This is a genomic window from Pelotomaculum propionicicum (assembly GCF_048984525.1).
GTDB classification, from domain to species: domain Bacteria; phylum Bacillota; class Desulfotomaculia; order Desulfotomaculales; family Pelotomaculaceae; genus Syntrophopropionicum; species Syntrophopropionicum propionicicum_A.
Map to the genome: position 1 here is coordinate 148,251 of NZ_JBMGJC010000009.1, position 13,558 is coordinate 161,808.

Annotated in this window: 12 protein-coding genes; 6 read left to right on the forward strand and 6 right to left on the reverse strand. The window is 48.4% G+C overall.

Going from position 1 to position 13,558, the window contains the following annotated elements:
- The first annotated feature begins 22 nt into the window (after positions 1–22).
- Together ACOBQJ_RS11615 and ACOBQJ_RS11620 are read left to right on the forward strand one after the other, a co-directional pair.
- Positions 23–1,012 carry a class I SAM-dependent methyltransferase gene (locus ACOBQJ_RS11615; protein ID WP_421071931.1) on the forward strand — a complete coding sequence of 330 codons (990 nt, stop codon included), beginning with the start codon at positions 23–25 and terminating at the stop codon, positions 1,010–1,012.
- 125 nt (positions 1,013–1,137) lie between these two features.
- Complete coding sequence (locus ACOBQJ_RS11620; RefSeq protein WP_421071932.1) at positions 1,138–2,301, forward strand: iron-containing alcohol dehydrogenase; 1,164 nt, start codon at positions 1,138–1,140, stop codon at positions 2,299–2,301.
- An 18-nt stretch (positions 2,302–2,319) separates the two neighbouring features.
- Here ACOBQJ_RS11620 and ACOBQJ_RS11625 read toward each other — a convergent pair whose 3' ends face one another.
- Both ACOBQJ_RS11625 and abc-f read right to left on the reverse strand, forming a co-directional pair.
- Positions 2,320–2,847 carry a hypothetical protein gene (locus ACOBQJ_RS11625; protein ID WP_421071933.1) on the reverse strand — a complete coding sequence of 176 codons (528 nt, stop codon included), beginning with the start codon at positions 2,845–2,847 and terminating at the stop codon, positions 2,320–2,322.
- Positions 2,848–2,965: 118 nt separating this feature from the next.
- Positions 2,966–4,594 carry a ribosomal protection-like ABC-F family protein gene (gene abc-f / locus ACOBQJ_RS11630; RefSeq protein ID WP_421071934.1) on the reverse strand — a complete coding sequence of 543 codons (1,629 nt, stop codon included), beginning with the start codon at positions 4,592–4,594 and terminating at the stop codon, positions 2,966–2,968.
- A 402-nt stretch (positions 4,595–4,996) separates the two neighbouring features.
- Between abc-f and ACOBQJ_RS11635 the strand changes: the two genes are divergently transcribed.
- The gene (locus ACOBQJ_RS11635) at positions 4,997–5,203 is read left to right on the forward strand and encodes a type II toxin-antitoxin system HicB family antitoxin (RefSeq protein ID WP_421071935.1); all 207 of its coding nucleotides are present in this window, start codon (positions 4,997–4,999) and stop codon (positions 5,201–5,203) included.
- A gap of 44 nt (positions 5,204–5,247) precedes the next feature.
- Complete coding sequence (lepB, locus tag ACOBQJ_RS11640; protein ID WP_421071936.1) at positions 5,248–5,787, forward strand: signal peptidase I; 540 nt, start codon at positions 5,248–5,250, stop codon at positions 5,785–5,787.
- A 72-nt stretch (positions 5,788–5,859) separates the two neighbouring features.
- Here lepB and ACOBQJ_RS11645 read toward each other — a convergent pair whose 3' ends face one another.
- Both ACOBQJ_RS11645 and ACOBQJ_RS11650 read right to left on the reverse strand, forming a co-directional pair.
- Positions 5,860–6,879, reverse strand: a complete 1,020-nt coding sequence (locus tag ACOBQJ_RS11645; RefSeq protein WP_421071937.1) for a DUF3231 family protein — start codon at positions 6,877–6,879, stop codon at positions 5,860–5,862.
- 16 nt (positions 6,880–6,895) lie between these two features.
- Complete coding sequence (locus ACOBQJ_RS11650; protein ID WP_421071938.1) at positions 6,896–7,909, reverse strand: DUF3231 family protein; 1,014 nt, start codon at positions 7,907–7,909, stop codon at positions 6,896–6,898.
- Positions 7,910–8,137: 228 nt separating this feature from the next.
- On the opposite strand from ACOBQJ_RS11650, the gene asnS reads away from it, so the two are divergent.
- Positions 8,138–9,529: an asparagine--tRNA ligase gene (asnS, locus tag ACOBQJ_RS11655; RefSeq protein ID WP_421071939.1), complete on the forward strand. Its 1,392-nt coding sequence runs from the start codon at positions 8,138–8,140 to the stop codon at positions 9,527–9,529.
- 92 nt (positions 9,530–9,621) lie between these two features.
- Here asnS and ACOBQJ_RS11660 read toward each other — a convergent pair whose 3' ends face one another.
- A complete protein-coding gene (locus tag ACOBQJ_RS11660) occupies positions 9,622–10,347 on the reverse strand; it encodes a class I SAM-dependent methyltransferase (RefSeq protein ID WP_421071940.1) in 726 nt (241 codons plus the stop codon).
- Positions 10,348–10,608: 261 nt separating this feature from the next.
- Between ACOBQJ_RS11660 and ACOBQJ_RS11665 the strand changes: the two genes are divergently transcribed.
- A complete protein-coding gene (locus ACOBQJ_RS11665) occupies positions 10,609–12,189 on the forward strand; it encodes a GGDEF domain-containing protein (RefSeq protein ID WP_421071941.1) in 1,581 nt (526 codons plus the stop codon).
- On the opposite strand, the gene spoIIP is transcribed toward ACOBQJ_RS11665, so the two are convergent.
- On the reverse strand, positions 12,182–13,393 hold the full coding sequence (spoIIP, locus tag ACOBQJ_RS11670) for a stage II sporulation protein P (RefSeq protein ID WP_421071942.1): 1,212 nt from the start codon (positions 13,391–13,393) through the stop codon (positions 12,182–12,184). The genes ACOBQJ_RS11665 and spoIIP overlap by 8 nt on opposite strands.
- Positions 13,394–13,558: the final 165 nt, after the last annotated feature.

Consider the following 13,558-nt stretch of genomic DNA (forward strand, 5'->3'; position numbering starts at 1 on the left):
CCGTGTCAAGGGGACGGTTCTCTTGACACGCAGAACCGACAGGGGGACAGGTCCCTCGTACCCAATCCTGAAAAATTCCTTAAGCAAGGTGAAATACTTGAAACAAAACAAGGGCAGCCTCACCGCGCTGTTGACCGCCTACGCCCGGGCCTACCACGCAGTGCACGGCGAAGCAAAGATTTTTGACGACCACTTGGCGTATCATTTTTTTACAGCAGAAGAACGGGCAGATCTTGAACGCAACCTGGCGGAGTCCCTGAAATTTTTCGATCCCGAGCGCGCAGCCTCCTGCCCCGACCAGGCATCCGCCCTGGCCTGGTACATGCGCATTCAGGGCTGTCCGGCAACCATCAGCCGCTCGCGGTATGCGGAAGACTGCCTTGAAACCGCGATGCAAAAGGGCGTGTGCCAGTACGTGATCCTGGGCGCCGGCATGGACACGTTCGCCTTCCGGCGGCCCGACCTGTCTGGCCGGCTCGAGGTCTTCGAGATCGACCACCCCCTGACCCAGGCTTTCAAGCTCAGCCGCCTTAAGGAACTGGGCTGGGAGATGCCCGGGCACATGCACTTTATTCCGGTTGACTTCACAAAAGAAAACCTGGCGGGCGCACTGGGGCAATCTTCGTATGACCCTGGTAAACTAAGCTTTTTCAGCTGGCTGGGAGTAACCATTTACCTGGACCGCGCCGAGGTCATAGCCACGCTGCGGGCCATTGCCGGCATCGCGCCCGCAGGCAGCCAGGTTGTCTTCGATTATCTGGACACCGACGCGTTTACCCCCGGGAAAGCGTCCAGACAGGTCCAGTTGATGCGGGAAATCGTACAGAGGGTGGGCGAACCGCTCAAAGGCGGCTTCGATCCGGACGCGCTGGCTGCGGACCTTGCCGGCGCAGGCATGGTCCTCCAGGAGAATTTAAGCCCGTCCGACATCGAAAAACGTTATTTCCTGGGACGCACCGACGGCTACCATGCCGCCGGGCACATGCACTTCTGTCTATGGGGTCAGGCTTGAGTTATTTACTTTTGGTGGGACAAGGGGGCTGTCACCCTGTCCCACCTTTATTTATATAATAAGCATAAATTTTAGGGGGATACTATTCTTGGAAAAAACTTTAGAAATTTTTTGGAGAGGGCAGCTTGGAAAACACGCACAATTTTTTATTACCCCCGAAAAATTTAATTGGTATAGGGGCTTTTAAAGACCTCCCAAATGAAATGCTGGCCTATAAGCTGAGCAAAGTACTGATTGTTACCGATAAAAACATGATCAGTCTGGGATATGTTGAATTTTTGGAAAAGGTATTAAAAAACCTTTTTATCTCCTATGACATTTTTGATGGTGTGCTGCACCCAAATCCAACGGTTTCTTTCGTTGAAGACGGTATAGCATATTTTAAATCCCTGCAAATAAGAGGCTATAAATTAATTTTTTCCATAGGCGGCGGGACAAACCACGACTGCGCCAAAGCCATCGCGACAGTTGCCGCCAATGGCGGTTCAATCATCGATTATGAAGGATATAATAAGGTAAGCAGACCGGTTATCCCGCAAATTGCCATAAATACCACGGCTGGATCCGGCGCTGAGTTAACAATGACTGCAATAATTGCTGACACTTCAAGGAAAGTCAAAATGACTATAACCTCACCTATGTTGACACCGTTCTTATCTGTTAATGACCCAATATTTATGACAACCATGCCTAAAGAGGTTACTGCAAGTTCGGGAATAGATGTTGTCTCACATGCCCTTGAAGCATATTCTTCGCTGGAAGCTTCTCCTATAACTGACGCCCTGGCTCTTGGAGCTATAAGGCTGGCTTTTGAGTATCTCCCCAGGGCTTATGAAAACGGCAATGATATGGAAGCCAGGGAGAAAATGATGTATGCGGAAATTATGGCAGCTATGGCTTTCAACAGTGCCGGATTGGGGTATCTTCATTCTCTTGCGCACCAAATGGGCGGATTTTATAAAGGGCCGCATGGTGATTATACTGCTGTATTGCTGCCATACGTCCTGGAATTTAATTCGGTTTCAATTCCCGGGGAACGGATAATGAATATGGCTAAAGCAATGAATCTGAAAGCAGGCACCAAATCTAAGGCTGTAGACAAAATAATGAGTGCGCTAAAAAAACTCAGTAAACAAATAGGAATACCGGACCGGGCGGCCCAGATGGGCCTGGCAGCCGAAGATATCGAGGAAATGTCACAAAATGCGTTGAAGGATATATGTTCTCTCACCAATCCCAGACAGGGAACCATTGAAGATATAATGAATATCTACAAAGCATCAATGTAAGGCAAGACAAGAGGCTATTCATTCTTCTGTTTTATCACCTTCTTTGATTAATGGTTTATTGAACTCCGGTTGAAGTATAGGTACGGATTTTTTAATAGCAGGAACTAAAGCGCCTTCCTGCCACATTTGGTACAAGTATAATAGCAAAGAAAGAACGGTAGTTATTATTAAAACCGTTATTCTGCCGGTATTCAAATCCTTAATCCCTCGCGTTACCAACCATGGTGTCATTAAAAAAGAGAATACAATATTAAACAATAAATCGCTGCCAATGAACAGCCAGAACTTTCCATAAGTTAACTTAAATACCCACATAGCAACTACTGGCGCCAGACCATATATGTAAGATATTGTATAACTGAGCGGATACATAGTTTCCTTAATCCGCCATAAATTAAATGTACTGCCTATTTCAATTGTTAAGCTGGTAATTACTATAGTAAACAAAGCGATCGGCATAAAACGTTTTATATCTTCTTTTTTCATAAAGAAAATCGTAAACCAGGGCACGATTAACATTGACCATAATATCGCTTGATTACTCATGAATCCTCCATAATAATATTATTTTCTTGGTATTTTTGCCTGGAGCTGAAGAATTATACATGAGCAGTCTTTTTGATTCTGGCAATAGGTAATTGCCCGCCCCAAATAAGTAAATAACTCAAGCCTGACCCCTATCTTTCAACAACTGCCGGTATTCTCCGTCCAGGCGGCTTCGCTCCTCTTCGTCCCTGCACTCGGCTAACTTGCCGGCCAGCTCGGAAAGCCTGAGCCGGAGTACCATGTCCTCCATTTCTTTTTCTCTGGCGCCGGGCCTGGTGCTAGATTCTCTGATATAATCCTCCAGAGTTCCCTCGTAAGTTATGATCGAGCATTTTTCGATCATAAGCACCCGGTCGGACACGTTGTTCAGAAACTTGCGGTCGTGTGATATGATCAGCATCGTTCCCTTGTAATCACGCAGCACCGACTCCAGGGCTTCCATTGAGATTATGTCCAGGTAGTTGGTCGGCTCGTCCAGGATGATAAAGTTGGCGCCGCCTGTCAATATTTTCGCCAGCGATAGTTTTACCTTCTCGCCGCCGCTGAGACGCGCCACCTCTTTGTAAACGTCGTCGCCCCTGAAAAGGAAGCGCGCCAGGATAGTCCTGACCAGCGACTCTGGCTGGGCGCTGTTCTTAATCACGCTGCCCAATACGTTGTCCCGGTAATCAAGGTTGCCTGCCAGGTCCTGGTTGAAATAACCGGTTATCGTGCCGGGAGCAAGCCTGGTACCCGCCGCGCCGCTGACAATCATATTGGCCAGGGTAGTCTTGCCGCTGCCGTTGGCGCCCACCAGGGCTGTCTTCCTGCCCCGGGGAATTTCAAAACACGCCTTCTTAAAGAGGCACCTGCTGCCAAAATACAGGTCTATGTCCTCCCCTGCCGCCACGGTCCGGGCAACAGGGTCGCCAACCTGGCTGATGTTAATTTTTACCTGCGGGAGCGCCCGCGGCTTTTCTTTAACTTCGAGTTTCTCCAGCCTGGTTTCGATGGCCTTGACCGTTTTGTTCAGCTTTTCCTGGATTTCAGTCGAATCCCTCTTGTGCAGGCGCGCTTCAGAAGTGCCCATCCTTTTGGGGTTTTTTCTGACCTTTTTAACATTGACGCGCCGCTCGGCCAGGGTATCATAAAGCCTTTTTTTCTCCGACACATACTGGCGGTATTCAAAGAGCTGCCGCTCGAAAGCCGCTTCCCGCTGGCTCAGGTAGTCCGAGTAGTTGCCCTGGAATACCTGCAGCCCGGCGTCCCGGATTTCGATAATCTTAGAGCACAGGCGGTCCAGGAACTCCCGGTCGTGGGAAACCAGCAGCATGGCTCCCCTGAAAGCCGCCAGCTTGTCTTCCAGCAGCCTTATCCCGTCAAGGTCCAGGTTGGCGGTGGGCTCGTCGGCAAACAGGACGCCAGCGCTTTCCTCAAAACCAGCCGCGATCTTCAGCCGCGTCTTTTCGCCGCCGCTGGCAGCGCCGCCGTCTACACCGCTGACCCGGAACTCCCTGGCCAGCTTCCGGTCCGGGCCGGTCCCCGGGCCTCCTTCCTGCCCGATGTAGGAAAGGCCGGCGCGCAGTTCCAGGCGCCCCTCGTCAGGTCTCAGGCGCCCGGAAAGAAGGTCTAGCAGCGTCGTTTTGCCGGCGCCGTTGGCCCCGACTATGCCGATCCTGTCACCATAGTATATTTTCAAATCGTCAAACTGGACGATTACCCTGTCACCGTATGATTTTTTTATATTGCAAGCCTGCAGTACCAACAAAAAAATCCCCCCGAACATAAATACTCGGGAGGATTATCCTCGTCAGAACCCGTTAAAAATGGCTGAAAAACCTTATTATAAGGCCAGCGGTTTAGAATCTTATTAATTACGGGTAAATTTAAAAAAAAGGCGAGGATAACCCCATCCCGGAACAGAACTGCCCCCGGCAATTCGCATGAAATTTGTTTGTTCCAGAACTAGCTGTTCCTCATTCCTCGCTACCCGTCCCTTTCTGCAGTGTACAACATTATATTATCAGAACTATCTTAGATATTCAACCTGTGCAGGTGGTTGAAACTTCAGTTTGCGCAAGTGATTTAACAAAGGTGTCAACAACCCCGTCCACCTGACACAAGCAATTTGATGTTTTCATGAGTGCCTTTTTTGTGGTAATATATTACCATGAAAAACTTAGATTATTATTTAAGCCTGAAATATGATGTAAAGCTGATAGGCGCCGCCGGGGCGTGGGCGGCCGCCATCCCCGCCCTGCCCGACTGCGTAGCCGAGGGCAAGACGCCGCAGGAAGCCATGGCTAAACTGGAAGAAGCGAAAAAAGCCTGGCTTGCAAACCGCCTGAAATCAGGCCAACCCGTACCTGAACCTTAAAAAAGACGCTTGAGAGCGTCTTTCATTTTAAAGGCGGTGACTATATGAATAACAATTTCAAAGCTGTTTTTTTTGAGTACGCCAAAATTATTATATTAGCTCTTGTAATATCACTTCTCGTGAGGACGTACGTGGCCGAGGCCAGGTTCATTCCCTCCGAGTCCATGCTGCCCACTTTAAAAATCGGGGACCACCTCATCGTAGAAAAAATTTCATTTGAAATTAAAGGGCTCAGAGATATCGAAAGGGGCGATATCGTTGTCTTCGATCCCCCGGCATCCGTTAAGTCGGAAGATGACATCCCTTTTATTAAAAGGGTCATCGGCCTGCCGGGCGAAACAGTTTCTATTAAAAAAGGGACTGTATATATAAATGGAGAACCGCTGAACGAACCATACATTTTGGAGAAACCGGTTGTTGACTTTAAACCATATGTAATCCCCGAAAATACATTATTCGTTATGGGCGACAACCGTAATCACAGTAACGACAGCAGGTACTGGGGGCCGCTGCCGGTGCAGAACATAATCGGCAAGGCGGAATTCCGCTATTATCCCTTTGGCGATATAGGAATACTCAATTAACAAATAATATAAATAATGCTGGTGTTTAACTCACCAGCTTTTTTTATTTGAGAGGTCACTGACCCCATTCTATTAGCCTCTCTTGGATATCACCTGGGGAGGGGAAGCCATGAGATTTCTGCTGCTCCCCATTTTACACAGCTTGTTGATATTGTCGATTTCCTCTGTTATGAAACCCTTGAAAATTGCCCTGTATTCATCGCTGATAGTAGCTGAATAAGCCCTTATATGCTGGTTTAAAAGATACTGGCTAGCCGTTATGACGACATTGGCCACCTCGTCATCGGATAAAGCGATTTGGCCGATAACACCGGGCGGCCGCTGGCGCATCCTGGTCACCGGCCGGGGCGGCACAGTAAAACCGGCGGCTTTTAACACATCCTCGACTTTTTTCAATTGCGGGTAGGCAATATTGTATAGTCCATGCTCCAGGAGTTTTTTCAGCTCCTTGTCATTGGTGTTGCTTAAATAAGATTCCAGCAGGATGATACTGGAGCTCCTGAAGAATTCCATTTCAGCCCATAGCCAGTAAACATCGCCTATTGTCGGCCCTTTTGGCGCCGACACCGCCATGGGGGGCTGGTTAAAGGCGAGCCTGCTCTTGCCGAAAGAAATAATGGCTTCATGCTGCTTAATGTCCTGCTTTAAAAGGTCAATGAACAGCCCTCTGATTGTATCGTCGGTTGTTACAGCACTGACAGCCCGCCCGTCAAGAATAATCAACGCGCTTGACAGGTTGAACATGATCCTGGTGATTTCCTCATCTGTGAGTATTACTTCGTTGCCCACCCCCGGCCTTCCCTGGAGAGTTTTAGAAGATGACCTGGGCGGAACGGTAAAACCGGCGTCTTTCAGCAGGCCTTCCAGCCTGGGTATGCGCTGGTCCCTCATTTGGGCCGCGAAATCCTTTATAACCTTGTGCATCCCTTTATCATCCGTATTCATCTGAAAAGTTTCCAGGGAATTTACCAGCTGGTGCGAAGCGGTGAGGGATTCCCAGAGGTGGTATATTTCCCCGGCGTGCATTGGTTTTTTCGCGGTATTTAAAGTGTATGATGACGGGAGTATTTTTTTTAATATTTTGAATTGCATTTTTTCCACCCCTCTTTTAAACTTTTGCTGTTACGTTTGGCGGGTATTCCATCAGGTTTCGCTTGCCGCCCAGGTTGATCAGCATTGTCAAATACTCTATTTCGTCAAAAATAAAGCCTTTAATCAATTCCCTCATATCCGCGCGGTAGGTTGACCCCAGGGAGTTGGTGTGTATGTCCAGCATTACCTGGGTCGCTGTGATCACAACACTTAGGATCTCGCTGTCCCTTAAGATGATTTTACCTGTCCTTCCCGCGGGCAGCTGTTTCGTCCTGGTGACAGGGCGGGCCGGAACGGTAAACCCCTCGTTTTTCAGGAGCGTCTCTATGTTTTGCAGCTGGGGGAGGGCAACTTTTTGCAAGCCGTGGTTAAGAACCTTCTTTAACTCAGCGTCGTTGGAGTTGGTGAAATAGGTTTCAAGCAGGACAATGGTGGAATGCCTGTAACCGAGGTGATCAAAGAGCCAGTATACTTCCCCGAGGTTCAGGGCGCCGGGCGACGCTGTGGCGGGAGGCGACGGGTTAAAGGCCTGCCTGCCGGTCCCCAATTTCATTAAGATATCGTGCGCCATGATAGTTTTTTTGAGTAAATCGATAAATACTTCCCGGATGGCCTGGTTGGTGGTAGCCGTCCCCACCCCCCTCGCGTCAAGGATCAGCAGGGAATGGGCCAAAGTAAGCATTACTTTTAAGACTTCTTCATCGGTCAATTTAACTTCCTGGCCCACCCCCGGCTTGCCCTGCAGGGTCTTGCTGGCCGGGCGCGGGGGCACGGCAAAACCAGCGTCTTTCAGCAGGTTTTCCAGCCTGGGTATTCTCAATAGCAGGGTGCCCTGCACCAGACCTTTCAGAAACAGGTGGACCTCCTGGTCCTGGGTGTTCATCTGGTAAGTTTCCGCAATATTGATCACCCTGTAGCTTGCGGTCAGGGCGTCCCACAGGTGGTAAATTTCTCCCGAGTGCATTGGCTTTTGAGCTGTGTTCATCGTGTACGACTGAGGCAGTATTTTTTTTAAGATTTTTGGTTTCAAACAGCTTCCCCCCAATTAAAAAATGCTTGCTATTAAGATTTACAAATAAGGCAATTTTTATTATGTGAAACAAGGGGCGTTCTTATTGTTTCCCTTTTATGGGGGTACTTGATTAAATGAGCACAAAAAAATAAAATAAATGGAAGAATAATTGTTAAAATCAGGGTAAAAATGAAGGAGTAAGCAAATATAATTTACATATGTCATTGCCGGGAAGGGGAACATGCATTGGAAGCAGCCACAGTGAAGGAACTGTACACGGAGAAAGAAAAATACCTGAATAAAAAAATACTTATATCCGGCTGGGTGAGGACGGTCAGGTCTTCCAAGAACTTTGGATTTATTGAACTCAACGACGGGTCATTCTTTTCCAACCTCCAGGTTGTTTTTGAGGATAAGCTGGACAATTATATTGAAGTGTCCAAACTGATTACAGGCTCAGCCATAATAGCCGCCGGGCAGCTGGTTGAATCCCCCGGGACGAAACAGCCTTTCGAGCTGAAGGCGGAGTCTATAGAAATCGAAGGGCTTTCATCGCCGGATTACCCCCTGCAGAAAAAAAGGCACACCTTTGAATACCTGCGCACCATTGCTCACCTGCGCCCGCGCACGAATACATTTGCCGCCATTTTTAGAATCAGGTCGGTCGCCGCATACGCCATCCATAAATTCTTCCAGGAGAACGGCTTTGTCCACGTGCACACGCCCATAATCACTGGCAGCGACGCGGAGGGCGCCGGAGAAATGTTCCGGGTAAGCACGCTGGATTCTGACAGAACCCCCCGTGATAATAAGGGCGCGGTCGACTTCACTAAAGATTTTTTCGGCAAAGAAACAAACTTAACGGTCAGCGGTCAGCTGGAAGCGGAAACATACTGTATGGCGTTTAACAAAGTTTATACTTTTGGCCCCACATTCCGGGCTGAAAACTCCAACACGCCGCGCCACGCGGCCGAATTTTGGATGATCGAGCCGGAAATTGCCTTTGCCGGCCTTACTGAAAATATGGACCTGGCCGAAGATATGCTCAAGTCCATTGTTAGCTACGTGCTGGAACAAACCCCGGCAGAAATGCAGTTCCTTAACAACTTTATCGACAAGTCGCTGCTGGAGCGCCTGGAAAGTATGGTTGGGTCGGACTTTGGCCATGTCACTTACACCGAGGCGGTCGAAATCCTGAAAAATTCCGGCCAGCAGTTCGAATACCCCGTTGAATGGGGCATCGACCTGCAGACCGAGCACGAGCGTTATATAACCGAAAAACACTTCGGCAGGCCGGTTTTCATAACGGATTACCCGAAAGAAATCAAGGCCTTTTACATGAGGATGAACGATGACAACAGGACTGTCGCAGCCATGGACCTCCTGGTGCCGGGCGTGGGTGAGCTCGTCGGCGGCAGCCAGAGAGAAGAAAGGCTCGACTTCCTGGCAAAAAGGATGGGCGAATTGGGGTTAAACAAAGAGGATTACTGGTGGTACCTGGATATCCGCAAATACGGGGGCGTCAGGCACGCGGGCTTTGGCCTGGGGTTCGAAAGGCTTCTGATGTACCTGACCGGGATGACCAACATCCGCGACGTTATCTCCTTTCCCAGGACCCCTAAAAATGCCGAGTTTTAAATACCATGATACAGAGGGATGTCCTTTGAAACAAGGGGCGTTCTTTTTGCTTCCCAAGGCCGGCCGCTGGTTACGGCCGGCTCTTTTTACCCTTATCTCCCCTCCGGCCGGGTACAGATGTAAGTCAGGCTGCGAGGAAAATTGGAAAACTTCTGCTCCGTTTTGAAACCGACCCGCTCAACCATCCCGTCAATTACCCAGTCAAAGGTGCTGTACTCGTCACGGATATGGACTATACTCTCATCCGCCATCGACTGGCCGGCCCTCTCGCGCATACCGTTAACCCAGCTGTCAAACTCACTCCGGTATGACTCAACCGGAAAAGTAAAGATGATGTCAAAAAGATACAGCTTGCCACCGGGCTTAAGCATATCGTACATACGCTTAAAAGCGACAGCTTTCCAGAAATCAGGCAGGTGGTGCAGCGCGGCGACGGAAACAACCGCGTCCACCGGATCTCCATTATGTTTGTAAGACAGGAAGCCGGCACAGTGTGTTTCAATATTGTCAAGTCCCTCTGCCCTGGCTTTCTCCTGGCACCTGTCCAGCATGGCCGGCGAGATATCCACGGCATAGACCTTCCGGCATGAGCGGGCCGCCGGTATTACGAAGGCGCCGGTGCCGCATCCCAGGTCAATGACCGTGTGATCAGGTTTCAAATCAAGCAGCTGCATTACTGCCCGGGCATCTTTTTCAAAATCACGAAACTTGCCGTGCTGTTTATCATATTCAGCCGCGACTGACGCATCTTTGTAATCCACACCGGCTTTAGCCCGCTCGTCATACTGCCATAATGGCACAGCTGATCCAGTATCCATAATTTCCACTCCTCGCCCCGCCATAATTTTTTAATAATATCCATTTCAAAGACAACTATAAAATCCCTTTTATTTCTTGTTTAAATTTAAATATTTTTTGGAGACAAAGAACGTCTATCCTGTCTCCCTAATGTAATGAGGTGAAAAGTACGATAAAACATATTGGGAGTATTTTAAAAATTACTTTTCAGTGACATCGTTTAATCAAAATGGGTGACTTTATTATATCCGCATAAAAATGCGACAGGAGCTGCAGGTAAGTTGGAAAGACTACAGTCTATACGAAAATATGCTAATATAGCCCTTTTTGCCTATATAGTAATTTATTATGGGCTTTTATTGATTTACCCGGGCCATAAGGTAATCATATCCGATTTACTTAACCCCCTGGGCCTTTTGGTCAGCATTTGCATCATCGGCTGGAGTACGAAACGGCAGCTTGCCCAATATAAAAAAGCCTGGGCCGCCTTTTTGCTGGGCAATGTTGTTTTTCTCATTGCCGACCTGCTCTGGTTCTACTATGAAATTCTGCTGAAACAAGAAGTCGCCTTTCCTTCCATTTGCGATGTCTTCTATCTGATCAGCACATTTTGCTACTTCATAGGCGTAATTTTCTATATTAACATTAGAAGTATTTACAATATCATCCGTACCGGCTTTGACATTATAATTACAATGGTCGCGCTTATTACGCTGTGCTGGGAATACATATTAATGCCGATTTACCACGATGTCTCACTGAATGCCGCGGAAAAGCTTGTTTCACTGTTATATCCGATAACTGATCTCAGCTGCATTGCCGCTTTATTATTACTATTCTTAACCTGCCGTCCAGGTCAGGGAAAAAGCAAAGGCAATATGCTCATTGTAGCTGCTTTTACGATATGGTTTATCGGCAACCAGCTGTTTTCCGCGGGAATTGCCGTTAATACATATGAGTCGGGCAGCCTCATTGACCCGTTATGGCCGGTAGGCGCCTGGTTGCTGGGAATTGCCTCGCTTTGGACAGGGACGCTGGCGCCTGATACGGATATGGGATCATCTCCGGAGCCCGCGGTGGACAATGCCGGGCCTTTCGTGCAATTCCTGCGCATTACGGCCCCCTACCTCAGCTTTTTTCTTCTGATCATTGTTGTGAGCATGAAGTATCTTGCCAAAGACCCCCTCATAGCCGGCGCTGTTATTATAACGCTGCTGATCATTACCCGCCAGGTTTTAACACTGCTGGATAACCAACGCCTGCTATTTGCGATAAAGCAGTCTAACCAATCACTCGCGGAAAGCAAACAGCATTTGGAGATCCAGAATACATGGCTGCAAAATTTAAATTATTTAAAAGAGCAAGAAGCGCAGACCGATTTCCTCACCGGCCTGTATAACCGGCGCTGCGTTGATCTTAAGATGAAAACATTGCTGGAGGAAGTCCCGGGCAGCCAGAAACCCCTGTCATTGTTGTTAATTGATATTGATAATTTCAAGCAAATCAACGACAGTTGGGGCCATGATGTGGGTGATATGGTCCTGCAGCAGGTTTCAGTTATTATAAAAAATAACATACGTTCTCTGGATATAGCCGGAAGGTTTGGCGGAGACGAATTTATCATTATATTGCCTGACGCCGATCTTGACACAGCAAAAAATATAGGTGAAAGGCTGCGCGAACAGGTAGCCAACAATCTATTTACTATAGAAAACAAGGTGCTGACCATTACCGTAAGCATTGGAGCCACTCATTGGCAGAAAAACAATGTGGACGAAGATATGAAGTCAATGATTTTCCGGGCGGATACAGCCTTATATAAAGTAAAAAATTCCGGCCGCAACCAGATTATCGCTATTTAGTACTCTTTTTATTCTCGTTACCGATCCCTAATTTGCGCGCCGCCTGGCGCGGGAGCAGGGGTATAACCTCCCTGCTGAAGTCTATCAGCATTTTTTTGGCGTCGGATAGTTTTACATTGCTGATCAACAAAAAGGCCAGTCCACCCAAAACTGTGAATCCCAGGATCCACCCCACCGCCTTCCACGCCCCCCCGGATGCGCCTGTTGATTTTCCAGGGGATGCCGCCCCTGTGGGAGCGGGAGATACAGGGCTTATTCCCAGGGCTTGGGGCAGCGCTTCGGCAAACAGGTCAACGCCCCGCTCGGCTTCTTCCCTGCTGTTAGTGTAAGTACCCGCCTCGATAAGCAGGGCGGTCGGCAGCAAATCCTGGTTATAGTCCCCTTTGCCAACAAAAATCTCTTTTACCACTTTAGGATGGACATTATTTACCGCGGCCAGCATCTGTTTGGCAAAATCCAGGTTAGCCGACATGCGCGGGTTCTGCCTGCCTACTACAATGCGGATAGCGGCGACATCCTGGCCGCTGACTTTTTCTCTGTAAAAATTCGGATCAACTACGCCGTCACGGTGCACGTCAAACATCGCCGCCGGGTTGGTGCTCAACAGTTTCGCGGCTGTCCTGCGCGAACGCACATAGGCGTTATTGTCGTGCGGGTCGTGCGCGGTCTGGTCGTGGTTTACCTCCATCCCGATCTTTCTTAAACGTTCTGCCATAACCGTGCCCACTTTGTAAATGCCGCCCTTAAACCTTATGGACTGGGTGCCGTCGGAGGGTATGTATGACTCGCCGGTGTGCGTGTGGTAAATAGCGAAGCTCGCTGGCGGAGCCGGTGTGTTATCTGATTTTTCTTTAGTTACCGGCACTTCCTGGGAAGTGAAGAATTCATTAAACGCTGTTATTTGCGGATCTACACCCATGAACCGCGCTGAAGCCAGGTCGCCCTGTACCTTTTCGAGCCTATAGATTTTCCCTTCGGAAGTGTAAATTTCATCGCCCGCGTATACAGCCCGGGACATCATTGACAGTATGTTTTCCTGATCGTCTATGATTGTTGTATACATACCCGGCTGGTACTCGGGCGCTTCCCCGGTCCGCTTTTGAAAAAACTCTCCAGGTGACAGGGCGGCAATTGAATTGCTTTTTACTGCGGATATATAGAAAAGAGCGGAAAATAAGGATATCGCTGCAAATGTTATAAACAATACCTTTGCGCTTTTATTATGAAATTTCTTTTTATTCATGTAAATATTATCTTAACTTTATATTAGCTTTATTCATTTATAGATAACGTGTCAAGAGAACCGTCACCTTGACACGATCGTGTCAAGGGGACGGTTCTCTTGACACGATCGAAAAGAACTTCCCCC